Source organism: Bradyrhizobium zhengyangense (assembly GCF_022012435.1).
GTDB classification, from domain to species: domain Bacteria; phylum Pseudomonadota; class Alphaproteobacteria; order Rhizobiales; family Xanthobacteraceae; genus Bradyrhizobium; species Bradyrhizobium zhengyangense.
The window spans coordinates 18183-44311 of sequence record NZ_JAKLUA010000020.1 but is presented as its reverse complement, the minus strand read 5'-3'; the positions used below and the strand labels follow the sequence as shown (position 1 = coordinate 44311).

The window sequence follows — 26129 nt, the reverse complement described above, 5'->3', positions numbered from 1 at the left end:
TCCCGCCAATGGTGGATGTCAGCCGAAAAAATCTACGTGGCAAGCCTTTAGGTTTGGTATCCTTTTGAACCGAATCCGGGGGACGCTGCGCGGGTGAGGGGCCTCGGGCGGCACGGAATTTGGTGGTCGATTAGCCATCGCCGCCGATATCGCGGACCAAATCCTGCGTCGTGCGACATAATGTGCACGGGGCCGTGATAGAGGCGCTCGACCGAGCCATCCGCGCCCGGCCCACGGCAAGTCCGCAAGAGAGTGTTTCCGTATTATGTTACCGTCTTGGAGCCAAACGGCCGACCGCCACGGGTGGGACAAGGAAATTGCGCGTATGTGTGGTAGATCACACAAGTCCCCGTATGACTGCGGTAGGTTGAAGAATTTCACCCCTCCCGTCGAACCGTCCCCCGCATCGACCCGACCAATCTTGCGAGACGGGCTTTGAGCGTGACACAGGCGGCTACGGACGAGGTCCTGATCGCCAGGATCGCCCAGGGTGACCGGCTCGCCATGCAGGTGCTGTACGGGCGGCACCATGTCAGGGTGTACAGGTTCGGGCTCAGGCTCGTGCGGGACGAGCAGACGGCGGAGGACCTCATCAGCGAGGTGTTTCTCGACGTCTGGCGTCAGGCCGGTAAGTTCGAGGGCCGGTCCGCAGTTTCCACCTGGCTCCTGGCAATCACCCGATACAAGGCCCTGTCTGCGCTTCGCCGCAGGAAGGATTTTGAGTTGGACGACGAAGCCGCCAACGCGATCGAGGATTCGTCCGACGATCCGGAGACGGTGGTGCAGAAGAAGGACACCAGTGAAGCGTTGCGGGAGTGTCTGACGGGCCTCTCGCCGGACCATCGGGAAATCGTCGACCTCGTCTACTACCACGAGAAGTCCGTGGAGGAAGTGGCCGAAATCGTCGGGATCCCGGAGAACACGGTAAAGACGCGCCTGTTCTATGCGCGCAAGAAATTGGCCGAACTGCTGAAGGCAGCCGGCATTGAGCGAGGCTGGCCATGATGGCTTTGAGCAAGAAGATGCTGCAGCAAGAGCCCAGTGAGATCGAGTTGCTGCTGCCGTGGCATGCCGCCGGCACGCTGAACGCGCGCGATGCGCGCCGCGTCGAGGAAGCGCTCGCCAGCGATCCGCAGCTTGCAAAACAATATGCGGCGATCCGCGGCGAATACGAAGAGACCATCCACCTGAACGAGAGCCTGGGTGCTCCGTCGGCGCGCGCGATGCAGAAGCTGTTCGCCGCGATCGACGCCGAGCCGGCGCGCGCGACCGCTTCGCTACCGTTGTCGGCGCGCATCGCCACGTTCTTTGCGAGCCTGTCGCCGCGCACGATGGCCTGGTCGGCGAGCCTGGGCGCCATCGCGCTGCTGCTGCAGGCCGGCATCATCGGTGCCGTCTTGATGAAGACTCAGACTGCGACCTTCCAGACTGCGTCGCTCTCGACCGGCGCGCCGATCACGCGTGAGCTCGGGGCGGCTGCGCCTTCGCGGGCGCTGGTGCGCTTCACGCCCGAGGCGCGCGTCGCCGACATCACCGCGCTGCTTGACAGCTATCAGGCCTCGATCATCGGCGATGCCAAGGGCGGCATGTTCCGCCTGCAGTTCGACAAGGCGATGAGCCAGGACGAGCTCACTGCGCTGCTCGCCAGAATGCAGCGCGAGAAGTTCATCAACCTCGCCGTGGCGGCGCCTTAAGCGCCTGCACCAATGATGCGCAAGTCCGAGAGTAAGTTGCGAGCCGGTGCCTATGCTTCCTCGGCTGGAGCTGGGCTCTTGCTCGCCGCCTGTCTCGGCATCGGAGTGGCGCACGCCCAGGCGATCATGCGCACGCCGACGATCAGCGTTCCCTCGCGCACGCCGACGATCTCCGTAACTGGCGCGGCGAGAGCCGTGGGCGGCGGCGATCATGGTCCGCACCTGACGCCGACGGTTCATATCACGGGGCGGATGGTGCCGAATCCCGTGCTGCCCTACGCGCGCTACTCGCCAAATCTCTATCCGGCCTGTTCCAACGCCTATCGCGATGCTGATGGCGAGTGCATCAGCCAGCCGAATGGCGGCGGCGACGGCTCCGGCAAGTCGGCCAAGAAGAGCGCCGGCAAGGGGCGTGGCAAGGCGACGCCCGTCGCCATGACGTCGCGCAGTTTCGCCAATGAATTCGTGGCCGAGATCGACAGCGCGCTGTCGCCGACCGAAGCCGATGAGCTCGCCCGGCGCCACGGCTTGACCCGCGTGTCGTCGGAAAACTTTCCGCTGATCGGGGCCACGGTCGGCCTGTTCCGCATCACCGACGGCCGCCCTTATGAGACAGCGCGGCGCGAGTTCGCGGCCGACGCCAGTGTGCGCTCGCTTCAGCCGAACTTCCGCTATGTGCTGCAGGACCAGAAGCCGGGGGTCCCGACCGAAGGCGATCCGGCTCAATACGTGCTATCCAAGCTGCGCCTGCCGCAGGCGCATACGTTGGTGCACGGCGCCAATGTCACGGTTGCCGTGATCGATTCAGGCATCGATGCAAAGCATCCCGAACTCGCCAATTCCATTGCCGACAATTTTGATGCGCTCGGCAGCAGCGAAGGCGCCCACGTCCATGGCACCGGCATTGCGGGCGCCATCGTGGCCCATACGAAGCTGATGGGTAGCGCGCCGGAGGCGCGCATCATCGCCATCAGGGCCTTCGGTGGCACCACCGGCGGAGCGGAGAGCTCGTCGTACATCATCCTGCGCTCGCTCAACTACGCCGCCGAGCACGGCGCCCAGATCGTCAATATGAGTTTCGCCGGCCCGAAGGACGCGGTGATCGAGCGTGCGATCGCGGCAACCGCCGCGCGCGGCTTGGTGCTGATCGCGGCCGCCGGCAATGCGGGCGCCAAATCGCCGCCGCTCTATCCTGCCGCCAATCCCAACGTGATCGCCGTCAGCGCGACCGACCAGCAGGACAAGCTGTTTACTGCATCCAACCGCGGCAATTACATCGCGCTGGCCGCGCCCGGCGTCGACATCTTCCTGCCGGCGCCCGACGGCAAATACCAGATAACGTCGGGCACCTCGTTCTCGGCCGCCTATGTCTCCGGCGTCGCGGCCTTGCTGCTCGAGCGCAATTACACCCTGAAGCCGGAAGCGGTGCGCATGACGCTGGCGAAGACCGCGCGCGACCTCGGTTCACCCGGGCGTGATGATCTCTTCGGCGACGGTGAGCCCGATGCGTTTGCCGCGGTCATGGCCGTTCCGGCCGACAGCACGACGCCGGTCGCGGCCGCCGCCGCTACAACTAAACGTGAAGATTCCGAGAAGCGCCGCGACGACCCCAACATCCGCGCGATCGAGCAGCCCTCGCTGTCGAGCGCGGACGATAAATCCGCGATTTCTCAGGCGGATAGGCCGGCTGCGCGCTAGCGCCCGCGACAACATTGCGCGCCGGCCAAAGGTTAAAAAATCGAGCCGCGGTTTTGAACGTTCAGCCTGCTGCCACGACCAAATAATGTGGGAGCGGTCATCCCTCCCCATCAGTCATATCAGGCGCGAGCGCCCATCCACCCCAAGCGCCCATATGGCTCGACCCGTCCGGTTGTCCCCCCGGACGGGTCTTTTCTTTTGGGGCGTCGGATCTCTTGAAGCGTAATGCGAGATCAGCTTGCGGTTGAGACCGCGAGCGCGTCGCTGTGACGAGGAAGCGACTCCACGCGGCAGGTCCGCCATGCTTGTGCGAAGCTTGACTCCCAAACTCCTGGAAACTCCGCGTGACTACGGTGTTTTGTGACCTGAGCCGTGTCGTTGCTGGACAAGTCAAAACTTTTCCACAAAATATTCCTGTCGCTCCTAAATTGATTCGTGTGCGTTGCGTCGCGTCCGTACCTTTCTCCTGACGGGCTGATTAATGACTCATCGCCATGACGCTGGCCGAGGCACGGCCGGCCGTGAAATTGCGGCACGCTGGTGCGCTCTCGCGGAGCAGCGACTGGAGCATCTCTCTGAAATGTTCGAGACCGGGCGGTGGCGCCGCTACCATTCCGAGCTCGCATTCCTCGAAAACATCCAGGAAGCCAAGCGCGCGGTCCAGACCTGGCGCGCGCTTGCGAATGGCGAGGATGTCGCCGCGGCCGCCGCGAGCGTGACCTCTGCATTCGGCTGGTCGCCGGCGACCATGCCGCGCGTTTTTCCGCGCGAGCAGGCCCAGACGGTGCAGCCAAAGGCCGTGCATATCGCCCCAGAGGCCGCCGTTCCGGTCAGGCTCGAGCCCGAGCCGGATATGCTCGCGGAAATCGTCGAGGCGCCCATTGCGCCGGCGGCCCCGATGGCGCCGGTCGCCGCGCCTGCACGGGTTGCTCCGGCAATTCGAATCGCTCCAGCTGAACGGATCGCTCCGACTGCGCCGGCAGCGTCCATCGCATCGTTCCTGCAGACCTTCACGCCGCCCGCCGACGAGATCGTCGCGGCCCCCGAGCGCGTGGTCGAGTTCACCTTCAGCCTCGACGGCATTGAAGCCAAGTACCCGCTGCTGCGGAATACGTTCTAGTCTAGCGCGGGGGGCGGCCCTACTGCCGCACTGCGTTTCCGCCGACAACCACCTGCACAAAGCGCTGCGCGCCTTCCGCGGACAGATCCGCCGTCACGGCGCGTGCGTGGTCGAGGCCGACCACCGCGCCGCGCGGGGTTTCCGAGATCATGTTGTTGTTGACGAGCGCGGTGCCGGCGCCTTGCACGACGGAGACGCCGATGCCGGCCAGCGCCCTGCGGATCACATTGCCCGTGATCGCGACGTCGCGCAGATATTTGCCCCAGCCGGCGACGATGCCGTAGGACGGCGCATTCTCGATCACATTGCCTGACACCGACGTGTCGGCCTCGATATAGATGCCGACGCCGGCATCGTCGTCAGGCGCGGTGCCGATCGGCCGCTTCGGCATCAAATTGCGGATGATATTGCCTTGCACGACCGCGATACGTCCGCCTTCGTTGAAATTGCAGACGGAGACGCCGACGGCGGCGCCGTCGACCGTGTTGTTGGCAATCACGGCGGCCTCGAACGAAAACTCGGAATAGAGCGCGACCTCGCGCACGTCGCTGACGCTGTTGCCTGTGATGTGGATGTTCGAGGCCGAGTTGCCGCGCACGGCGGAGTAGTCGCAATTTTTGATGCGATTGCCGCGCACGATCACGTTGCCGGCGCGGAAGGCGTTGATGGCATTGCCATACTGGCCGGAGCCGCCCGGGCCCGCCTTGATGCCCTCGATGCGGTTGTCGGCAACAATTGTGCCGTCATCGCCGATGGCGGTGCGCAGGATTTCGATGCCGTTGTCGTTGGTGCCGACAATGGTGTTGCGGGACACGCTGAGGCCTTTGGCATCGAACGAGACGACCGCCGTCACCGCGATGTCAGTAAAGATGTTGCCGGAGATATCGCCTGAGACCTGCTCCAGCCAGATGCCGCTGCCGCCGGAGCTGGTGATCTCGCAATCGGTGATGCGGACGTCGCGCCCGCCAAGGACATGGATCAGCCCGCGCCGCGTCGGCAGCGGAATGCGGCCGCCGTCGAAAGTGATACCGGTGAGGCCGATTGAATCAGAACCGTCGCTCTGGATCGCCGCGGCGCCGCCAGTGAAGATGAGTTTCGTCGCGCCGCGCACGCCGATTAGCTGCGCCCTATCAGGCAGTCTTAAAAGGCCCGCGCGGTAGATTCCGGGCGGCAGCGCAAGCGGCATCTGCGCCCGCGAGGCTTCGTCGATCGCACGCTGGAGAACGCGCGTCTGGTCCTCGCTGCTGCCGGGTCGCACGCCGTATTGGGTTGCATCGCGCCCGAGCAGCGACGTCAGCGGCGCCGCACGTGCGGCGTCGGCGGGCATGGCAAGCGCACCGGCAATGCCGGCAGTCGAAGCTCCGATGAGATGACGGCGGTTGAGGTCCATGACGCGTCCTTGGCGGACGCGGGAGATGTCCGCGAAAGATTAGGTAGCGCAGGGCGGAGGGGGCGGTGAGGATTGTTCGCGGTAGGGTTAAATGTTTACCGCAAAGACGGTGCCGTAGGGTGGGCAAAGCGCAAGCGTGCCCACGATTGTCGCCAAGGACGTACGTGGGCACGGCGCCATGCGCCGGTGCCCACCCTACAAGACCTAACTAAGCGTTCCGCGCCTTCCTTGCCAAACCCACCATCTCCATCAGCATCGCTTCCCCCGCATCCACCAGCTCCTCCAGCGTGATCCGCGGGGCGCCCTTGCGCCGCACGGCGCCGCTGCGTGCAAGCAGCGGAATATGGATGAACGCGGCAAGCTTCGGTCCGCCGCCGCGGGCCTTCTCGATCGCGCGCCAGCTCAGATAGTTGCAGAGATAGGCGCCGGCATCGCGCGAGGGCCGCGCATCGATGCCGGTGAGCCGCGCGGCACGCAACAGTCTTGCCGTATGCGGGCCGAAATTCATGGCGTCCGCATGGCCGGCAATGCCGCGCTTGCTGGAGCGGGTGTTGGCAGCATCGGGCCACAGCATGGTGACGGCGTTGCGCGCGCGGCTCTCGATGCGCAGGTAAGGCGTACGCGCCGCGAGCCCAAACATCAGCAGCGCATCCGGCTTCACCTGTGCCAGCACATCAGGCAATTGCCGGTCGACCGCGGCATAGGTCACCGGAAAGATGTGGTGCGATAGCTCGACATCATCGAGCGCGGGACGACGAAGCCTCGCCAGCCGCGCCACCAGCGGCTGGGTCGGATTATGGGGGGCACCGGGAAACGGGCCGAAGCCGGTGAGGAGAACGCGGAGCTTATCGCTCATTGCAGCAACTCCAGAATCCGTTCGGCGGCGAGCGCCGGGGTGAGCTGGCCATCGGCAACTTCCGCCTCGATCTTCTTGACCCTGGCGCGGACGGACGGCTCGCTGCGCAATCGTGCCAACATGCGCTGCTCCAGCATCGACCACATCCATTTCACCTGCTGCTCCCGCCGCCGTGCGGCGAACTCGCCGGATGCGTTCATCGCCTTACGGTGATCCAGGACCTTCTGCCAAAGCTCGGCGATGCCCGTGCCGGCCAGTGCCGAATAGGTGACGACAGGCGGATGCCAATGCTCGGAGCGGGGGCTGAGGATATGCAGCGCGCTGCGATAGTCGGCTGCGGTGACATTGGCGCGTTTGAGATTGTCGCCGTCGGCCTTGTTGATCGCGATCATATCGGCGAGCTCGACCAGGCCTTTCTTGATGCCTTGCAGCTCGTCGCCGCCGCCTGGCAGCATCAGTGCGAGGAAGAAATCGGTCATGTCGCAGACCGCGGTCTCGGATTGGCCGATGCCGACGGTCTCGACCAGGACGACGTCGAAGCTGGCGGCCTCGCACAGCAGCATCGCCTCGCGGGTTTTTGCAGCGACGCCGCCGAGCGTGCCCGAGGACGGCGAGGGACGGATGAAGGCATCGCTGGATGCCGACAGCCGCGCCATGCGCGTCTTGTCGCCGAGGATCGAGCCGCCGCTGCGGGCCGAGGACGGGTCGACCGCAAGCACGGCGACCTTGTTGCCCTGCTCGATCAGATAGGTCCCGAGCGCATCGATGGTGGTGGATTTGCCGACGCCGGGCGAGCCGGTGATGCCGACGCGGACCGCCTTGCCGGTGTCGGGCAGCAGCGTCTGCACCAGCTCGCGTGCCTGCGCCTGATGATCGCCACGCCGGCTCTCCACCAGCGTGATGGCGCGCGCGAGCGCAGCGCGATGGCCCGCACGCAGGTCGCGGGCGAGGGTGGTGATATCGAGCGAAGTCTTCTTCTCAACCATGTCCTGCTTTACAACGGCGGAAGCAGGCAGGCGAGGGCCTCTCAGGTCTTGGCAAAACCGGCGGCCCTCATGGCCTGGCCCATCTGGCGATCAGCCTCGTCCATGAAGGTTTCGAAGTCGCTTGCATCCCGCCATACGGTGCCAAAGCCGCGTCCGGTCATGAAGTCCTTGAAGGCGGCGGAGTCGTACACCGTCTTCAGGGCCCCGGTCAGCCTGGTCGCGATCTCCGGCGCCAGGCCCTTTGGACCGCCGATGCCGCGCCATGAGCTGGTGGAATAGTCGACGCCGAGCGCTTCCTTCAGCGTCGGGACGTCGGGAAAGCTCGGATTGCGCGCGTGCGCCATGATTGCGAGGCTCCGCGCCTGGCCGGCCTCGATGGTCGCGTGGGCCTCCGGCACCGAGCAGGTGGTGAGGTCGAGGCTGCCCGCGACGAGCTCCTGCATGGCCGGTGCTGCACCATTCGAGGGGGACCAATTCACTTGGTTCGCCGGCAATCCCATCGCCTGCATCCAGCCGACAAGTGCGAGATGCCAGATGCCGCCTTGTCCAGTGCCCGATGCCTTGAACCGTCCCGGGGGCGCCAGCTTGATGGCCTCCGTCAGCTCTTTCACCGTTCTGTACGGCGAGGCGGCGGCCACCTGGATGCCCGGTGGGTCTTCGTTCATCAGCGCCAGCGGCATGAAGTTCCGCGGCGTCAGATGCGTCACCGCCTGCCAATGCAGCATCGCGATTTCCACGGTGATCATGCCGATGGTGTAGCCATCCGGCCGTGCGGTTGCGATCTCGGCGTGGCCGACAACGCCGGATCCTCCGGTGAGGTTGACGACGTTGAACGGCTGGCCGAGCTCCTTCTGAAGGAGCGTCGCAATGATCCGTGCAGTCGCATCCGTGCCGCCACCCGCACCCCAGGGTACGATCAAGGTCACCGGCCGCGCCGGATAGGCTTGCGCGCGCGCAGGGGAGAGGAGAGCTGACGTGGCTGCAGCCACAGAAGAGGCCGCGAAAGCGCGGCGGGTAATTCCTGACATCAATGTTCCCGGCATCGCCCTCGGGAATCGGGCTCGCGTCATCGCAACATGCTACGCAGCTTTGCGCCGATGTCGCAAGCGGCAGCCCTGTGGCGCCGTGGGCAACGGGTTCCGCTCCTATTGTTGTTCGTCGGCATCGGCCTTTGGCCGTGCGCCGCCGAAGATGCGTGCGCCTTCCGGCGTGAGATAGGGCTTCAACGTCTCCCACGGAACGAAGGCGACATATTGGCCCTCGGCGTAGGGGCCGACGGCATAGGGCGGGTAGTGGAAGGTCAGGCCGGAACTCTTGTCTGTCTCGGTCGATGGCGCCAGCGTCACGGCGCCGATCTTGAGCAGGCGAGGTGTAAGGTCCTTGAACCACTCCTGCGTCGCGGTCTCGCCGCTATCGCGCTTCTTCTTCTCGATTTTCAGCGAGGCGATCACGGCTTTCACCATCGCCTTCATGGTTGCGCCATTGTCGGCGGTCTCGGTGAAGAACGGGCGGATCGAGATGCGCTTGTTCTCGGATTTGTCCCACAGCACCGTATTCACGTCCGAATTGGGATGGGCACCATGGGTGTCCATATAGTCGTCGCGCAGGATGCTGACATAGCGATCGGCAACCACAGAGCGGATCGAATATTTGCGCTCGAAATCCCAGCCGCCGTCTTTGAAGAATTGTGGGTCCTGCTTGCGCGAGGCCGCGGCGTCAGCCGCGTTCTTGTCGAGCCACCTTTTGCCTTCGGCCAGGCAATCGGCGGCGAGGGGCGCGTCGGCCTTGATCTTGTCGTCGAGAAAGACGCGCGCGTCGATGTTCCTGTTCTTGACGGCGGCGTCGGGCTTGGGATCGGCGGCGAATGAAGGAGAGGCCAGGCCGATCGTAGTCACGGCAGACAGGATCGCGAGCAAGCCGGCCCGCACGTTTGCACGAAGATATGTCACTTCAATATCCATCAATTCTGCACCCGACCGCCGTCGCGGCGACGCCGTCGCGGCGCTTGGATGTCTGCATTGTTGTAATGACCGCAAGATGAACCGGCGCGGAGCGCGCGGTGCGAAACACTGGGACGTGAAAATTGGTCGCGGCAGCGCGCCCGCCGGTTTGATACTTCAAGCCGAGGGCGGCGGAATTACTCCGCCGCCTCGCTATGCCCGAGCCGGGCATTCAGCTTGCGGATCAGCTCCTCGGCCGCGTCCGCGATCACGGTGCCCGGCGGGAAGATAGCCTCGGCGCCAGCCGCATAGAGCGCTTCGTAATCCTGCGGCGGCACCACGCCGCCGACGATGATCATGATGTCCTCGCGGCCCTGCTTCTTCAGCGCGGCCTTCAGCTCGGGTACGGCAGTGAGATGGGCTGCGGCGAGCGAGGAGACGCCGAGGATGTGGACGTCGTTCTCGACCGCCTGCCGCGCCGCTTCGTCGGCGGTGGCAAACAGCGGTCCGATGTCGACGTCGAAGCCGATATCGGCAAACGCAGAGGCAATCACCTTCTGGCCGCGGTCGTGCCCGTCTTGGCCGATCTTGGCGACGAGGATGCGGGGGCGGCGGCCCTCGGCTTCCTCGAAAGCGTCGATCAGCGCCTGAACCTTCTCGACCTGGTTGCCCATGCTGGACGCCTCCCGCTTGTAGACGCCGGTGATCGACTTGATCTCGGCGCGGTGCCGGCCGAACACCTTTTCCATCGCGTCCGAAATCTCGCCGACGGTCGCCTTGGCCCGCGCAGCATCAATGGCGAGCGCGAGCAGATTGCCGTTGCCTTCGCCGGCGGAACGCGTGATCGCGGCAAGCGCGGCATCGACCTCCGTCTTATTGCGTTCGGATTTCAGCCGCGTCAGCTTGTCGATCTGCAGGCGCCGGACATTGGTGTTGTCGACCTTGAGAATGTCGATCGGCGCCTCGTCCGTCGGCTTGTACTTGTTGACGCCGATCACCGCCTGCTTGCCGGCATCGATGCGGGCTTGCGTCTTGGCGGAGGCTTCCTCGATGCGCAGCTTGGGCACACCGGCCTCGATGGCCTTGGCCATGCCGCCGAGCTCCTCGACCTCCTGGATGTGGCCCCACGCCTTCGCGGCGAGGTCACGCGTCAGCCGCTCGACATAATAGGAGCCGCCCCAGGGATCGATGATACGGGTGGTGCCGCTCTCCTGCTGCAGGAACAGCTGGGTGTTGCGGGCGATGCGCGCGGAGAAGTCAGTCGGCAGAGCCAGCGCCTCGTCGAGCGCGTTGGTGTGCAGCGATTGGGTGTGGCCTTGCGTCGCCGCCATCGCCTCGACGGTGGTGCGCATCACGTTGTTGAAGACATCTTGCGCGGTCAGCGACCAGCCCGAGGTCTGCGAATGCGTGCGCAGCGACAGCGAGCGGGGGTCCTTCGGATTGAACGGTTTCAAGAGCTTCGCCCAGAGCAGCCGCGCGGCGCGCAGCTTGGCGACCTCCATGAAGAAGTTCATGCCGATCGCCCAGAAGAACGACAGGCGCGGCGCGAAGCGGTCGACGTCGAGCCCGGCAGCAAGTCCGGCGCGCAAATATTCGACGCCGTCTGCGAGCGTATAGGCGAGCTCGAGATCCTGCGTCGCGCCGGCCTCCTGCATATGATAGCCGGAGATCGAGATCGAATTGTATTTCGGCATCTTTTGCGAGGTGTACGCAAAAATGTCCGAGATGATCCGCATCGAGGGCGCGGGCGGATAGATATAAGTGTTACGCACCATGAACTCTTTCAGAATGTCGTTCTGAATGGTGCCAGACAGCTTCTCAGGCGGAACGCCCTGTTCCTCGGCCGCCGCGACATAGAGCGCGAGGATCGGCAGCACCGCGCCGTTCATGGTCATCGACACGCTCATCTGGTCGAGCGGGATGCCAGCGAACAGCGTGCGCATGTCGTAGATGGAGTCGATGGCAACGCCGGCCATGCCGACGTCGCCGCCGACGCGCGGGTGATCGCTGTCATAGCCGCGATGGGTGGCGAGATCGAAGGCGACCGAGAGGCCCTTCTGTCCTGCCGCCAGGTTGCGGCGATAGAAGGCGTTGGAATCCTCCGCCGTGGAGAAGCCGGCATATTGCCTGACGGTCCAGGGCTGGTTGACATACATGGTCGGGTAGGGGCCGCGCAGGAACGGCGCGAGGCCCGGATAAGTCTCGAGGAAATCGAGCCCGGCGAGATCGGCCTCGCCATAGACTGATTTCACCAGGATGCCCTCGGGCGTCAGCCACGGCTCGGCGCTGCCTGATGGAGCGGCGGTCGCGGCGCGCTCAAAGGCGACGTCGGCGAAGTTGGGAATGCGGGTCATGGATTCAATCATATCATCGGCGCTCAATCATGATCCGGATGCTGATGGCTGACGATGGTCGCCATCTTCTCCGGCCCGTAATTCTGCTGCGTGGTCTGGCTCGGCAGGTTGGAGATTCCGACCACCCAGCCGAGGCGGGACTCGGTCCCGTACTGACGCGTCGGCACCAACCGGTCAGGTCGGTCGAACGCGCCGGTCATGATCTCGATGCGCGGGCCGTCGATGCGACGGAAGCTCAGCGGCGTGCCGCACGCGGCACAAAAGTCGCGCATCGCGATCGTGGAGGATTGGAATGCGGATGGCGTGCCCTTGGTCCAGGCAAAATCCGTCCGGTTGATATCGGCGAAGGAAGCAAACGGCGCGCCGCTCGCCTTCTGGCACATCCGGCAGTGGCAGATCGATACCTTGTTGGGTGTTGCCGAAATCGCAAAGCGCACCGCCCCGCATTGGCAGCCGCCGGTGAGAACGGGTTTGCTCGCGTCGGTCATGCCTGCTCCATCAGGACATAGGCGTCTTGCAGCGTCGCAAGCGCGTCGCCCCCGGCAAATACGAAGCCCGTGACACCGGCCGCGCGCAAGGCCGCCTCCGCCTCGGCTGGACGACCCGCCAGATAGATATGTCGCGCGCCCACCGTTTGCAGGGCCTTCGCGGCGGCTTCGGCCCGTTCCGCATAGACCTTGTCGCTGGAACACAGGCAGGCTAGCGCCGCGCCGGACGCCTTGAAGGCCGCAGCCAGCTTGGCCGGGTCGGCAAAACCTTCGCTGTCGAGCGCCTGGATGCCGCCGGCCTCGAAGAAGCTTTTTGCGAACGTCGCGCGTGCCGTAAAATCGGCGGGCGTGCCGAGATTGGCCAGGAATACGCTGGGCCGCGATCCGCGCGCCTTCAACGCCGCGTCGGATTTGTCGCGCAGCGCCTCGAATGGCTGCGCAAGGCGGATCGGCGCGAGGGCATCGAACTTGTACTTGGCTTCACCATAGGGTGCGAGCGCGATGGGCGTCGCCTTCAGCACGGCCGTCTCGCTTTCGTGCAGGTTCGGAAACTCGCTGGCGCCGGTCAACACGTCGCGGCGCTTGGCGATGTTGGCCTCGCGCGCCTTTCGCGCCGCTGCGACCTTGCTCTGGAACAGGCCCTGCTGAAGTGCGGCGAAGGCGCCACCGGCCTTCTCGCTCTCCTGAAACAGCGCCCAGGCGGCCTCGCAGAGCTGCGCCGTGAGCGTCTCGATGCCGCCGGATCCCGCCGCGGGATCGCTGACCTTGGCGAGGTTGCTTTCTTCCAGCAGCAGGGCTTGCGTGTTGCGTGCGGCGCGCCGCGCGAACGGATCGGGCAGTCCGAGCGCCAGTGTGTGCGGCAGCACGGTGATTGCATTGGCGCCTGCGAGCCCGGCTGCGAATGTCGCGATGGTCGCACGCAGCATGTTCACGTAGGGGTCACGCTGCGTCAGCATGCGCCAGGCCGTATCGGCGGCAATGAACAGCGGCTTCGGCGTCAGGCCGCAGGCGGCCTCGATGCGCGCCCAGAGCAATCGTAGCGCGCGGAACTTCGCCATGGTCAGGAACTGGTCGGCATCAGCGGCGAGCCGCGCATAGACCATGCCTTGCGCCTGCTCGAGTGGAACGCCGGCGCCCTCGATCGCGCGCAGATAGGCGACGCCGCAGGCAAGCACGAAAGCGAGCTCCTGCACCTCGGAGCCGCCGGCATCATGGATCACACGGCCATCAGCAGGTGCGAACGGCCCCTTGAAGCCGAGCGCGGCGAGACCCTTGATGCCGCCGGTCACCGCGGGAACGATCTCTTCCCAGCTGTAGGGGCTGTTTCCCCACACCGCGCAGGCCGCCAGCGGATCGAGCCCGAAGCGGATGTCGCAGGCGGCGGGGTCGATGCCGTTGCTCTTCACATATTCCGCGATATGGATCGCAGCCATCCGCGATTGCGGACCGATCTGAAGCTCGAGGCCGATGCCGGCGTCGAGGTGAATGTCCTTCAGCGCCCTTGCAACCGCATCGGCTGTCGGTTCCAGGCCGAAGCCGTGGCTGCCGGCGCCGCCGGCGAACACGAGCGCGAGTCCCGTGGCGCCATTCTCAAGATCGGTCAGGGCCTGCGCATTCGCAGCCGCCGCATCGGGATGATCGATCCGCTGCATGATCTGCCACGGCGCGGCCGCCGGGCGCCCCGCGACCGGCGCTACCCCCTTGGCGCGCGGGTAGAGCGGCTCGATCTTGAGACCGTCATAGGTCTTGCCGACCAGCTTTTCGAACGGCGCGCCCTTCAGCACGCCGTCGACCAGCTTGCGCCAGTCCGCGTCCGTCGCCTTGGGAAAATCGGCCGCCAGCGGCAGATCGTCAGTCACGGAGGTCATACGGCCAAGGGCTCCCGAACATCTTGTTATGTGCAGGCGAATTTGCCACGGCGGCCCCCGTTCCTGCAAACGGTGGATTTTGGTTAACCGGTATCCGGAAGCTGCTCAATGCCTTGCGTCGAGACGCTGGCGAGGGCATCACGCACACGAATGCCCGAGATCACGCGGTCGGCTGCGATTTCGGCCAGCGGCACCAGCACAAAGGCGCGCTCGAACAGGCGCGGATGCGGCAGGGTCAGGTCGGGCTTGTTCATTGACACATCGTCATAGGCGATCATGTCGAGATCGAGCGTGCGCGGACCCCAGCGCCGATCCTTGTCGCGCATACGGCCGAATCTCTGCTCGACCTTCTGCATCACGAACAAAAGCGCGTGCGGATCGAGGCCCGTCTCGATCTCGACGCAGGCATTGATGAAGGGATCCTGGTCCTCGTCGCCCCAGGGTGGCGTCGCATAGTCCGACGAGCGCGCGATCATTGCGGCCTGCGCCATGCCGCAGATATGGGCGATCGCCTTCTTGAACGTCGTGCGGACATCGCCGACATTGCCGCCGAGCGCGATCAGCACGCTCGCCATCAGGGATGCCGCGAGCGCGTCAGCATGATGCCGACATCGTCGAAGATCGCGGCGATCGGCGCGTGCGGCTTGTGCACGGTGATCTTCACGGCGCGGATGCGTGGAAAGTTCGACAGGATGGCGTCGGCGACCGCACCCGCCGCGCGTTCCAGCAATTTGTAATTGGTGTTCTTGAACGCCGCCGTTGTGGTCGCCACCACGTCGGCATAGGAGACGGTATCGACCAGGCGATCGCTGCGCGAAGGCTCCGACAAATCGGTGTAGAGCTCGAGGTCGATCACAAAACGCTGGCCGACTTCGGTTTCGTGATCCAGCACGCCATGGCGTGCATGGATCGACAGGCCGGTCACGAAGATCGTATCTGTCATTGCTTGCTCTCGATTGCGTTGGCGACCCGCAGGGCCTGCAGGGTCTCGGCGACGTCATGGGTCCGGATGATCTTCGCCCCCTTCTGCACGGCAATCAAATGCGCGGCGATCGAGCCGGCCAGCCGCTCTTTCGGCTCCGAGGGCGACACAGAGGCGATGAAACGCTTGCGCGAGGCGCCGACCAGGATCGGCAGGCCGAACATGTCGAGCTCGCGCAGGCGCGCCAACGCAATCATGCTCTGCTCGGCGGTCTTGCCGAAGCCGATGCCGGGATCGAGCACGATCTTGTCACGCCCGATGCCGGCCGTCGTGGCGATGTCCAGCGAGCGCATGAAGAACGCCTTCATGTCGGCGACGATGTCGATGGCGGAATCGACGGTCTCGCGGTTGTGCATGACGATGACAGGGACGCCTCTCGCGGCCACCAGCGGCGCCATGCCGGCGTCGCGCTGCAACCCCCAGACGTCGTTGGCGATGGCGACACCCTGGTCGAGCGCGAAGGCCACGACCTCCGCTTTCATGCTGTCGATCGAGACCGGCACGCCGAGCGCAACGATGCCTGCCAGCACCGGGTTCAACCGCGCCAGCTCGTCCGCGGCCGTCACTGGCTGCGCACCCTTGTAGGGCCGGGTGGATTCGGCGCCGATATCGATGATGTCGACGCCATCGGCAATCATCGCCTGCGCCCGCGCCAGCGCCTGTTCCGGCGCGATGAAATCGCCGCCATCGGAGAAGGAGTCGGGCGTCACGTTGAGCACGCCCATCACCGCTGGTAGCGGCCGGCCCATGAGCGTCCGCAGCACATCTGGCCCGGCCGAGCCGGCCGGCGGGACGGATGGGGAAGGCGAGGCATTCATGCGGCCCGCTTTGCGCGGTCGGGGAGGGGGTGTCAAGACCATCCCTCCCTGTCATTGCCCGCGAAAGCGGGCAATCCAGTACTCCAGGGCCGTGCAGTGATGCGGAGGAGCCGCAGCGTACTGGATACCCCGCTTTCGGGGTATGACACCGAGAGCTAACGCTGCAGATCGTATGTCGAGAGCGCCTAATACGTAATCTTCGGCGACAGCTTCCTGGCCTTGGCGATGATGTCGCCGACCGACTTCTCGGAAGGAAGGATGCGGACGAGCTTTTTGCGATCGTTCGCTTCGCGCATGCTCTGCGCCAATCTTGCCGGATTCCGATAGGCGAGCTCGCGCACCGTGGTGACGCCAGCGGCGCGGACCAGGCCCACCTTGGCCCGGCCCATGCCGGGAATACGCATGTAGTCGGAGACGTTGGCCCACTCCAGCAGCAGCTGCTCGCTGATGCCGGTCTTGGCCGAGAGCGCCTTGCGGCCCTTGGCGGTGCTCGCGGCTTCCAGCAACGCGTCGGTGGTGCGGATACCCTGCGCCTTCAACTTGTTGGCGGCAAAGGCCGGCAGGCCCTCAATCTCGGAGATCGGATATGTCATGATACTCGGTATGAAAAGCGTCGCTCAGGCGAACTGGCTGAGGCCCGGCGTCCCCGCGATGATCTTGCCCATCTGATCCGCTCCGATTTTGTCTCGGCCGAAGCGAAAAAGTTCACGGGCAATGGTCTGGATGTCGGACATGCCAAGCCCGAGGCCCATCAGGCGCGTGCCGACGGCCATCAGGCCGCCGCCCATCAGCCGCGACAGTCCGCCGCCGCTCCTGGACGCCTCGATCGCCCCTTCTGCACCGGGGATCTGGTCGATCAGGGCCTGCACGCTGTCGGAAGGACCTTCACTGCGGAGGAATCCCAGAATAATGCCGACGGTCTTTTCAGCGACAGCACTATCTATGCTGGCGTTCGTCGCCAGCTGTCCGATCAGCTCGTCCATATGGGCCTGCCCCTCAGCCGGTTCACATGCCGGATTATTTTCGAAGAGTGATCTTGAGCCCCCGCGATGTGAAATACAAGCGATGAACGCGTGCGACGTTCCGATTCATTCTCGAAGACACGAATAGTGTTGCAGCGATGCAAGAGCGGAGACGAAATTCATGAAAAATCACCGCGGTTCGAATGCGCGCATCCGACTTTTGGCGCATGCCGGGCGCGAGTTCTCCGACGATGTCGCATGTCGACGGCGCCCTGAAAGGTTTCAATCGGCTTGTGACATGCGTTAAACTACGGAACTGGCTGGCTCGAATTTTCAATGCGCGAAACCAACAATAGAGAGTGTGATGACGGTGCAGGACAACAAGCTCGGCGATACCGACGACAAGATTTTTGTCGGCAAGGGAGACGAGCTGGCCTGGCTGACACTGGCGCTCGCCAATCGCCACGGCCTCGTCACCGGCGCCACCGGGACCGGCAAGACGGTGACGCTGCAAGTGATGGCGGAAGGATTTGCGCGGGCCGGCGTTCCGGTGTTCGCAGCCGACATCAAGGGCGACCTCTCCGGTATCTCCGAGGTCGGGGAAGCCAAAGACTTCATTGTCAAGCGCGCCAGCGAGATGGGACTGAATTTCCAGCCCGACCAGTTCTCGACGGTGTTCTGGGACGTGTTCGGCGAGCAGGGCCATCCGGTGCGGGCCACCATCACCGAGATGGGGCCGCTGCTGCTCGCGCGCATGCTCGATCTCAACGACGTGCAGGAGGGCGTGCTCAACGTCGCGTTCCGCGTCGCCGACGACAATGGCCTTGCTCTTATCGACATGAAGGATCTGCGGGCGTTGCTCGATGCGATCGTGCCCGACAGCGGCAAGAAGGGGCCGGACGCGGAAGAGGATCCGCTCGCGCCGATCCGGAAAGCGGCGCAAGGGTTCGGCAACGTCACCAAGGCGACCGTCGGCACCATCCAGCGCCAGCTCTTGGTGCTGGAGAACCAGGGCGGCACCAAGTTCTTCGGCGAGCCGGCGCTGACCTTGAAGGACTTCATGAAGACCGATCGCGACGGTCGCGGCATGGTCAACATCCTCGTTGCGGACAAGTTGATGCAGAGCCCACGGCTTTACGCGACATTCCTGCTGTGGATGCTGTCAGAGCTGTTTGAGGAGCTGCCCGAGGCCGGCGATCTGCCCAAGCCCAAGCTGGTGTTCTTCTTCGACGAAGCGCATCTGTTGTTCAACGATGCGCCGAAGGCGCTGATGGACAAGATCGAGCAGGTGGTTCGCCTGATCCGCTCCAAGGGCGTCGGTGTTTATTTCGTCACCCAGAATCCGATCGATGTGCCGGACCGCGTGCTCGGGCAGATGGGCAACCGGGTGCAGCATGCGCTGCGCGCCTTCACCCCGCGCGACCAGAAGGCGGTCGCCGCTGCCGCCCAGACCTTCAGGCCCAACCCGAAACTCGACACCGCCAAGGTCATCATGGAGCTCGGCAAGGGCGAAGCGCTGGTGTCGTTCCTTGAAGGCAACGGCACGCCGGCGATGGTCGAGCGGGTGATGATCCGGCCGCCATCGGCTCGCATCGGGCCGATCACACCGAAAGAGCGCAAGGCGATCATGGATGCAAGTCCGGTCAAGGGCAAATACGACACCGCTGTTGATGCCGAGTCGGCGTATGAGATCATCCAGAAGCGGATCGCAGGCACTGCGGCGCCGGCCGATGGTCAGGCGGGTGGCGGTGGCGGCCTCCTCGGCCAGATCGGCTCGATCGTCGGCACCGTCTTCGGCACCAATACCGGGCGTAATCGCCTGACGACCGGTCAGCGCATTGCGCGCGACGTCACGCGCACGGTCACCGACAAGGTGGTCGGCGGCGTCGTGGCTGATCTCGGCAAGTCGGTCGGCGGCCAGCTCGGCGGTTCGGTCGGCCGGGCGCTGGTGCGCGGCGCGCTCGGCGGACTGCTCCGACGCTAGGCAGGCAAGGACATTTTTGAAGCGGCTTTCTGCGACCCCCGCAGCTCACCTCGCGCCTGCGGGGCGAGGGAGAGACTTGCGGCTTGTGTCTGGGTAGACATATATCGACACTCTCCCGGCCGCAGATTGAAGGCATTGTGACCACAGCCCATTCGCCCAACAAACCCGGTGCGCTCCGAGCTCTTTCGCTGCGTGCGCCGCTGGACCTGCTCTTCTTGCTCTGCTGCCTGATCCTGACCGCCGATGTCCTCGGGCCGGAGATCTTCGGTCACGGCAAGACCAAGGACTATTCCCTGTGGTACTGGGCCGGGCAGCAGGTGCTGCATGGCGGCTCGCTCTATCCGAGCGACGTCCACGAATATTTCGAGTTCATCTATCCACCGCTGTCGGCGATTCTGCTCGCGATCCCGAGCTGGTTCGGCAAGATCCCGCTCTATATCGTGCTGTCGGTGCTGAACTCCGTGGCGTGGTGGTACACGGGGATGCTTTCCAACGCCATGACCGGATCGGATCGCAAGCCCGGTCCGTGGCTCGAAGCGCTGCCGGCGCTCGTCACCGTGACCTTCGTGTTCGACATGTTCGATCTCGGGCAGCCGAACCTCGTTCTGCTGGCGATGATGCTCTACGGCTTCTGGAGCCTCCAGCATCGGCGGTCCTGGTTGGCGGGCTTCATGTTCGCGCTCGCCACCGCCATCAAGATGTATCCGATCGCGGTGCTGCCTTATCTGGTCTGGCGTCGGCAATGGGCGGCGGTCGTCGGCATGCTCGCCTTCATCGGCATCCTGCTCTACGTCGTGCCGGCACCGATCCGCGGCTTCGAGCGCAACGCGGCCGAGCTCAAGACCTGGTACCAGGGCATGGTCGGCTCGAGCTCGGAAAAGGGTTTTGGCCAGCGCGACGAGCAGAACTGGTCGTGGGTCAACCAGTCCATCATTGCCGTGACGCACCGCCTGGTTCGGCCGATCAACTTCAATCTGGAGGATCCCAGCAAGCCGGCGCATACGATGAATGTCATCGACGTGGACTACAGGACGGCGAACTGGATCGTGCTCGCGGTATCGGTGTTGCTCGGGCTCGGCTTTATCGCACTCATGCCGTCAGAACGGCAACGAACGGCGCGATCGGATGCCGAGGAGCTTGGTATCCTGTTCTGTCTGATGACGGTGGCCTCGCCGCTGGCGCGACAATATTACTTCATGTGGCTGTTCCTGCCGCTGACGGTGCTGATGCATCGGGCCGCCTTCGACATCAGGCCGAAGGTGCGGCTGGGAACCTGGCTTGCGCTCGGCGCGGCCGGCATCCTCATGCTGCTGTCGCTGCCGCCGTTTCCCAACGCCATCCAGGCCTGGGGCAACAACCTCGTCGCCACGGCGATCCTCGCCCTTGCGCTTGCCTGGCACATCCGCCATCCGCCTGATGCGGCTAGCTCCGACGCCGCGGCAGGGCTAAAATCACAGCCATCCTGAGACTCCAAAAGCGGAACATCCGACCATGGCCAATGCGCAGCTTCAATCCGTGCTCGATCACATCGACAAGGACTTCGACAACAGCCTCGAGCGCCTGTTCTCGCTGCTGCGGATCAAGTCGATTTCCGCCGATCCGGCCTATGCCGGAGATTGCAAGGCGGCAGCCGAGCATCTGGCCAAGGACATTGCGAGCCTCGGCGTCGCCACCGAGGTAAGGCCGACCGCCGGCCATCCCGCGGTCGTCGGCAAGGTCAAGGCGGGCGGGCGGCCGCATGTGATCTTCTACGGCCATTACGATGTGCAGCCGGTCGATCCGCTCGAGCTCTGGCACCGTCCGCCATTCGAGCCCGCAGTCACGGATCACGCCGACGGCCGCAAGATCATCGTCGCGCGCGGCGCCGAGGACGACAAGGGCCAGGTGATGACGTTCGTCGAGGCCTGCCGCGCCTGGAAGAAAGTGACGGGCTCGCTGCCGATCGACATCACCTTCCTGATCGAAGGCGAGGAGGAGGTCGGCTCCAAGAACTTCGTGCCGTTCGTCGAGGCCAACAAGGACGAGTTCAAAGCCGATTACGTCCTGGTCTGCGACACCGGCATGTGGGACCCGAGCACGCCGGCGATCACCACGGCGCTGCGCGGCCTGCTCTACGAAGAGGTGAAGATCACCGCGGCCAGTCGCGATCTGCATTCCGGTGTGTTCGGCGGCACCGCCATGAACCCGATCCGGGTGCTCACCAAGATCCTTGGCGGGCTGTTCGACGACGACAACCACATCACCATTCCCGGCTTCTATGATGGCGTGAAGGATACGCCGCCGGAGATCCTGGAGCAGTGGAAGAAGCTCAACTTCACGCCGGAGACGTTTCTCAAGCCGATCGGCCTGTCGATTCCCGCTGGCGAGAAGGGGCGGCTGATGGTCGAGCAGGCGTCCACGCGTCCGACCTGCGACGTCAACGGCATCTGGGGCGGCTATATCGGCGAGGGCTCCAAGACGGTGATCCCGTCGCATGCCTCGGCCAAGGTCTCGTTCCGCCTCGTCCAGGGGCAGGACCCGCAAAAGATCCGCAAGGCCTTCCGCGATTACGTGACCGCCCGGATTCCTGGCGACTGCAAGGTCGAGTTCGGCGACCATTCCGCCGCGCCCGCCGTGGCGCTCGACTGGAACATGAAGCCGCTTGCTGCGGCCAAACGAGCGTTGACCGAGGAATGGGGCAAGGAGACCGTGCTGATGGGCTCCGGCGCCTCGATCCCGATCGTCGCCGATTTCAAACGTGCGCTTGGGCTCGACTCGCTGCTGGTCGGATTCGGCCTCGACGACGACAACATCCATTCGCCGAACGAGAAGTACGATCTGCGCAGCTTCCAGAAGGGCATCCGCTCCTGGGCAAGAATCCTCGCGGCGCTCGCGGAAGTGAAGTAAAGGCGCAAACACTCTCCTCGTCATTGCGAGCGTGGCGAAGCAATCCAGAATCCCTCTGGGGAGACGGTCTGGATTGCTTCGTCGCGAGGGCTCCTCGCAATGACGGTGTGCCCAAAATAAAAACGCCGCCCGGGATTGGACGGCGTTTCATTCCAGAACGTGCAGAGGTCGTTCGACGAAAACACTACCCGACATTCATGAAAATCTCAAGACCGGTAGCCCGGCAGCTCGCGGTCGAGCTTGCGCAGCAGCGGTGGCCATACGAGGGTGTTGGAGCGCAGCTCGGCATTGTCGCGGTTGGCGAGCAACTCGGTGTTCTTCTCGATCGCGATCGGCTCGACCGGATAGACCGGCGTGCCCAGCGCGCGGGTGCGCACCTGCATCGAGCAGGCGCGCTCGAGATGGTACATGCGCTCGAAGGCGGAGGCGACCGAACGGCCAACGGTGAGCGTGCCGTGGTTGCGCAGGAGCATGTGGTTGTGGTTGCCGAGATCCTTCTGCAGCCGTGGCCGCTCGTCGTGATCGAGCGCGATGCCTTCATAGTCGTGATAGGCGAGGTCGTGGGTGACCAGCTGCGCGGTCTGGTTCAGCGGCAAGAGCCCTTCGGCGCTGCTCGATACCGCGGTGCCGTCCAGAGTGTGGAGATGCAGCACGCAGATCGCGTCCTCGCGCACCTCGTGGATCGCCGAATGGATGGTGAAGCCGGCCGGGTTGATGCTGTACTCGCTCTCGGAGAGCTGATTGCCGTGCAGATCGACCTTGACCAGGCTCGAGGCCGTGATCTCGTCGAACATGAGCCCATAGGGGTTGATCAGGAAGTGATGGTCGGGGCCAGGCACGCGCGCCGAGATGTGGGTGTCGACCAGATCGTCCCATCCATAGAGCGCGACGAGGCGATAGCAGGCGGCGAGATTGACCCGTTGCTGCCACTCGGCCTCCGTCATGTTCGACGGCACTTCCTTCAGGCGGGCTTCCGCTGGCGACATGGCAAATCTCTCCGAACTTCGTTGTTGCGGAGGGGGAGCGTAGTCTCGGGTGAAGCGGGCAGCAAGGCGGGCAAAGCGCGGCAGTTCAGCGTAGCCCGCATGGAGCGGGCTGCGGTGGAGGCGAATTTTACGGTGCCGGGATCGACAGCAGGCTGGAAATGCTGCGGCCGCGGATGTCGTAGACGCGGGCGAACACCACGTCGTCGCGCTTGATCTCAACCATCACAGGCGCGGTGAGGCCCTTGCAGTAGAATTCGCCGAGCGTCATGGCGAAATCGGCCGCATTCGAATCCCAGCCGATGGTGAAATCGGGGCCGAGCGCGACCTGGGCCGGTCGCTGCGGACCGCACACCGCGACCTTCCATTTGCGATTGCGCGGCGGAACTTCCTGACGCTCGACCAGCTGTTCGCGCAATTCGTCGGAGGCCTGCTTCAGCGCGAGGCCCCAATAGTCCAGCATGAACCGGTCGTCGGCGGCGCGCACGGTGCCGGCGATGTGGTTGAAATGGGTGTATTGATAGGGATGCAGCCGGATCATCTCGGCCAGCGGCAGCGCGAGACCGAAGCAGAACAGTGCGAGCACGGCCGGTTGCCAGGCGCGATGGTTGGCGCGCAGGCGCTCGATGGTCCAGGCGAAGGCGACGCCGCCGAGCACTGCCATCGGCGGGATCACGAACACGAAATGGCGGATGCCGTTGTAAAGCGCCGGACGCTTCACCATCGCGATCGCGAGCGGCAGGGTCGCTGCCAGCGTCAGCATCAAAAGGATGGTCTTGCGGCGTGCTGGAACCGCGCGGCGCGGCAACATGGCGATGGTGCCGATGATGGCGCCGGTCATAAACACCAGCATCACTTCGGGAAGCTGTAGCGCAAACAGCGTCGGCAGATACGACCAGGGCATGTCGGGCACGGACACGATCGCGCCGTCGAACATCTCCTTCCAGGGCTTCTCGAAGAAGTGCGAGAAATAGGTCAAAGCCTCGAAGGGATTGCCGGGCTCCATGATCGACCACGGCCAGATCAGGCCCATCACGAGATAGCCGAGCACAAGGCCGGGCAGCAGCACGTAGACAACATGGGCGAACCGTCTGGCGGCCTCGCGGACGCCCTCGCCGCGCAGTTCCTCCAGGAACAGCGGGACGAAGCCGATCATCGCATAGACCAGCGCGAGCCCGCCGAGAATGCGCGAGCCGATCGAGAGACCGGCTCCCAGGCCGACGATCAGGATCGTGCGCGGCGAGGGCTTTGGATATTCCTCGGCGAGCCTGACGAGGCCGAGCATCAGGATGATCATCGCCACCGCGAAGGGCGCATCCTTCGGGTTCATGAACATGTGGCCGTAGAAGATCGGGCAGAGCGCGAGCAGCAGCAGCGCGGCGAGGCCCGCAAGAGGTCCGCCGATGCGGCGGCCCAGTCGCCATGTCACCGCAAGACCGATCACGCCGACGATCGCGCCGACCAGGCGTCGCGTCTCGAACAGCTCGAGCGGGAGAATCTTGTGCAGCAGGGCTGCGACCATGTCGAAGCCGCCGCCATACATGTAGAGATTGGCGAAGGAGAGGGCGGAGGTGTCCCTGAAGCCGGAGCCGTACATGCGCAGCAGCAGGTCGGCATATTCGGCGTGGGTGTAGTCGTCCCAGCCGAGCCCGTAGTCGCGGAAGGTCAGGCCTGCGATGACGGCGACGGCAGCCAGCACCAGCATGGCAAGGTCGTCGCAAGTCCGTTCAACCGAGCGCCCCTGAGGCGTGTCGATCGCCGAAGTCGTGATGGATGTCATGGCTATTGGTGACCCGGAATCCCCTCGTGGCCCTGCTGGTGCGCGCGGGCCTGCTCCCCGGAATCCCTATAGCGCAGTTCCATAACCAAGTAATTGGGCATGATGGCTAAATTCCTGATGCGACGCAGCAATTTCCGATACGCTTGGCAGCCCATGAGAGCTAGCGGACCATTGCTGAAGGGAATGTGAATAAGTCCCTGATATCCTTCCCTTTAGGAACAGTGGCGCCAATTGGTCGTTGGCGTGGAACGCAGTATGACGGTATCGTGGCGTAGCGGGTGTCGCGCATGGATGCGCGGCCGGGGGTGTGTTCGATGAGTGTGGCTATGTTGATCGCTGGGATTTTCGCCGTTCTGGCGGGCCTCCTTGCGGTCGCTTTTGGCTATTCCATCAGGGATTTCAGCCTCGGCAGCACGCTCATAACGAGCGGAACGATCGGCGTCTGCTCCGGTATGTTACTGATAGGCCTCTACGTCGTGCTGCTCGAGCTGCAGGCCATCGCCCGCCGCCTGGCCGGGACAGCCGCGGCCTCGGAGGTTCGCGTCAGGCCGGTGCTGCCGCCGGGCCTTGCCTCGCCCAATGGGCTCGGTGCGCCTGCGCCGGAGCCCGCTCCGGCCATGCGCGCGGAGCCGCCACCGCCCGCCGCGCCACCATGGCAGGCTGAAGCGCCCGCGCGCCCGCGTGCTGAGGCGCCGGCCGAGCCGGAAGCCCCTCCGCTGCCTCCGCCGCCCGCCGTGCCGGAACCACCGCGCAAGCGGAACCTGATGTTCGCCTCGAGCTCGCGCAAGGAGCGTGAGCGTGCCGAGGCGAAAGCTGCCGAGCCGCCGCAGGCTCCCGCAGAACCCGCCGCGCCGGAAGCGCCGCATGCGAGCTTCGACGATGCCTGGCCGAAGCCGGACCGCGCGCGGCCGCCGGAGCCACCGGCGGCGCGTCGTCCACCGCCGCCACCGCCACCGCCACCGCGCCCGTCATCGACCTTCGAGCCTGCTGCGCCTCCGCCCACCGTACCTTCGCCCGAGCTGCCGCCGGCCGAACAGCCGCAGGTGACGGTGCTCAAATCCGGCATCGTCGACGGCATGGCCTATTCGCTCTATTCCGACGGCTCGATCGAGGCGCAGATGCCTGAAGGCATGATGCGCTTTGCCTCGATCGACGAGCTGCGCGCCCATCTCGACCAGCGCGGAGGCTGAAGACCTCTCGCGTTCAAGTAAAGTCTCGCCGCTATTGTCGCGAGATCAGTAATCGGTTCATGTTCGCCAGTCGTCGTATTTCGGCCAAACGTATTGTTGACAGAGAATACTTCACCGCCGCCAATGCAGCGCGACGGAGCCGGATTGGAG

At 64.6% G+C, this 26129-nt stretch carries 23 protein-coding genes; 8 read left to right on the top strand and 15 right to left on the bottom strand.

Going from position 1 to position 26129, the window contains the following annotated elements:
• Positions 1-435 precede the first annotated feature (435 nt).
• The 4 genes from L6637_RS35975 to L6637_RS35960 all read left to right on the top strand — a co-directional run bounded on the left by L6637_RS35975 (position 436) and on the right by L6637_RS35960 (position 4512).
• The gene (locus tag L6637_RS35975) at positions 436-1005 is read left to right on the top strand and encodes a sigma-70 family RNA polymerase sigma factor (RefSeq protein WP_237873647.1); all 570 of its coding nucleotides are present in this window, start codon (positions 436-438) and stop codon (positions 1003-1005) included.
• Entirely contained in the window at positions 1002-1694 is a 693-nt protein-coding gene (locus L6637_RS35970) for a hypothetical protein (RefSeq protein ID WP_237863846.1), read from the top strand. Before L6637_RS35975 ends, L6637_RS35970 begins: the two co-directional genes overlap by 4 nt.
• Before the next feature lie 12 nt (positions 1695-1706).
• Positions 1707-3392 carry a S8 family serine peptidase gene (locus tag L6637_RS35965; RefSeq protein WP_237863847.1) on the top strand — a complete coding sequence of 562 codons (1686 nt, stop codon included), beginning with the start codon at positions 1707-1709 and terminating at the stop codon, positions 3390-3392.
• 481 nt (positions 3393-3873) lie between these two features.
• Positions 3874-4512: a TIGR03809 family protein gene (locus L6637_RS35960; protein ID WP_237873645.1), complete on the top strand. Its 639-nt coding sequence runs from the start codon at positions 3874-3876 to the stop codon at positions 4510-4512.
• Positions 4513-4531: 19 nt separating this feature from the next.
• Here the strand turns inward: L6637_RS35960 and L6637_RS35955 are convergent, their stop codons facing one another.
• The 13 genes from L6637_RS35955 to L6637_RS35895 all read right to left on the bottom strand — a co-directional run bounded on the left by L6637_RS35955 (position 4532) and on the right by L6637_RS35895 (position 17177).
• On the bottom strand, positions 4532-5902 hold the full coding sequence (locus L6637_RS35955; RefSeq protein ID WP_237873643.1) for a TIGR03808 family TAT-translocated repetitive protein: 1371 nt from the start codon (positions 5900-5902) through the stop codon (positions 4532-4534).
• A gap of 208 nt (positions 5903-6110) precedes the next feature.
• A complete protein-coding gene (locus L6637_RS35950) occupies positions 6111-6758 on the bottom strand; it encodes a pyroglutamyl-peptidase I (protein ID WP_237873640.1) in 648 nt (215 codons plus the stop codon).
• A complete protein-coding gene (gene meaB, locus L6637_RS35945; RefSeq protein WP_237873638.1) occupies positions 6755-7744 on the bottom strand; it encodes a methylmalonyl Co-A mutase-associated GTPase MeaB in 990 nt (329 codons plus the stop codon). Before meaB ends, L6637_RS35950 begins: the two co-directional genes overlap by 4 nt.
• Before the next feature lie 41 nt (positions 7745-7785).
• Positions 7786-8772, bottom strand: a complete 987-nt coding sequence (locus tag L6637_RS35940) for a tripartite tricarboxylate transporter substrate binding protein (protein ID WP_237873636.1) — start codon at positions 8770-8772, stop codon at positions 7786-7788.
• 117 nt (positions 8773-8889) lie between these two features.
• Positions 8890-9660, bottom strand: a complete 771-nt coding sequence (locus L6637_RS35935) for an RsiV family protein (protein ID WP_237873704.1) — start codon at positions 9658-9660, stop codon at positions 8890-8892.
• 221 nt (positions 9661-9881) lie between these two features.
• Positions 9882-12038 (bottom strand): methylmalonyl-CoA mutase, encoded by a 2157-nt coding sequence (scpA, locus tag L6637_RS35930; RefSeq protein ID WP_237863852.1) that lies wholly within the window; start codon positions 12036-12038, stop codon positions 9882-9884.
• A gap of 23 nt (positions 12039-12061) precedes the next feature.
• The gene (locus L6637_RS35925) at positions 12062-12526 is read right to left on the bottom strand and encodes a GFA family protein (protein ID WP_237863853.1); all 465 of its coding nucleotides are present in this window, start codon (positions 12524-12526) and stop codon (positions 12062-12064) included.
• The gene (locus tag L6637_RS35920) at positions 12523-14394 is read right to left on the bottom strand and encodes a methylmalonyl-CoA mutase subunit beta (protein WP_237873635.1); all 1872 of its coding nucleotides are present in this window, start codon (positions 14392-14394) and stop codon (positions 12523-12525) included. Before L6637_RS35920 ends, L6637_RS35925 begins: the two co-directional genes overlap by 4 nt.
• Positions 14395-14477: 83 nt before the next feature.
• A complete protein-coding gene (gene folK / locus L6637_RS35915) occupies positions 14478-14969 on the bottom strand; it encodes a 2-amino-4-hydroxy-6-hydroxymethyldihydropteridine diphosphokinase (RefSeq protein ID WP_237863855.1) in 492 nt (163 codons plus the stop codon).
• Positions 14969-15337, bottom strand: a complete 369-nt coding sequence (folB, locus tag L6637_RS35910) for a dihydroneopterin aldolase (protein ID WP_237863856.1) — start codon at positions 15335-15337, stop codon at positions 14969-14971. Before folB ends, folK begins: the two co-directional genes overlap by 1 nt.
• A complete protein-coding gene (gene folP / locus L6637_RS35905) occupies positions 15334-16194 on the bottom strand; it encodes a dihydropteroate synthase (RefSeq protein ID WP_237863893.1) in 861 nt (286 codons plus the stop codon). The genes folB and folP overlap by 4 nt, the downstream gene beginning before the upstream one ends.
• Before the next feature lie 185 nt (positions 16195-16379).
• Positions 16380-16787 carry a DUF4332 domain-containing protein gene (locus L6637_RS35900; RefSeq protein ID WP_237863857.1) on the bottom strand — a complete coding sequence of 136 codons (408 nt, stop codon included), beginning with the start codon at positions 16785-16787 and terminating at the stop codon, positions 16380-16382.
• Between the two features lie 24 nt (positions 16788-16811).
• Entirely contained in the window at positions 16812-17177 is a 366-nt protein-coding gene (locus L6637_RS35895; RefSeq protein ID WP_237863858.1) for a DUF2267 domain-containing protein, read from the bottom strand.
• Positions 17178-17520: 343 nt separating this feature from the next.
• On the opposite strand from L6637_RS35895, the gene L6637_RS35890 reads away from it, so the two are divergent.
• The 3 genes from L6637_RS35890 (at position 17521) to L6637_RS35880 (ending at position 22026) form a co-directional block, all read left to right on the top strand.
• The gene (locus L6637_RS35890) at positions 17521-19140 is read left to right on the top strand and encodes a helicase HerA-like domain-containing protein (protein WP_237873634.1); all 1620 of its coding nucleotides are present in this window, start codon (positions 17521-17523) and stop codon (positions 19138-19140) included.
• Between the two features lie 137 nt (positions 19141-19277).
• A complete protein-coding gene (locus L6637_RS35885; protein ID WP_237873632.1) occupies positions 19278-20606 on the top strand; it encodes a glycosyltransferase family 87 protein in 1329 nt (442 codons plus the stop codon).
• Positions 20607-20631: 25 nt separating this feature from the next.
• Positions 20632-22026: a M20/M25/M40 family metallo-hydrolase gene (locus L6637_RS35880; RefSeq protein WP_237863861.1), complete on the top strand. Its 1395-nt coding sequence runs from the start codon at positions 20632-20634 to the stop codon at positions 22024-22026.
• Between the two features lie 206 nt (positions 22027-22232).
• Here L6637_RS35880 and L6637_RS35875 read toward each other — a convergent pair whose 3' ends face one another.
• Together L6637_RS35875 and L6637_RS35870 are read right to left on the bottom strand one after the other, a co-directional pair.
• On the bottom strand, positions 22233-23012 hold the full coding sequence (locus L6637_RS35875; protein ID WP_237863862.1) for a class II aldolase/adducin family protein: 780 nt from the start codon (positions 23010-23012) through the stop codon (positions 22233-22235).
• Between the two features lie 127 nt (positions 23013-23139).
• A complete protein-coding gene (locus L6637_RS35870) occupies positions 23140-24789 on the bottom strand; it encodes a glycosyltransferase family 39 protein (protein ID WP_237863863.1) in 1650 nt (549 codons plus the stop codon).
• A gap of 314 nt (positions 24790-25103) precedes the next feature.
• On the opposite strand from L6637_RS35870, the gene L6637_RS35865 reads away from it, so the two are divergent.
• Positions 25104-25979: a DUF308 domain-containing protein gene (locus L6637_RS35865; RefSeq protein ID WP_237873631.1), complete on the top strand. Its 876-nt coding sequence runs from the start codon at positions 25104-25106 to the stop codon at positions 25977-25979.
• Positions 25980-26129: the final 150 nt, after the last annotated feature.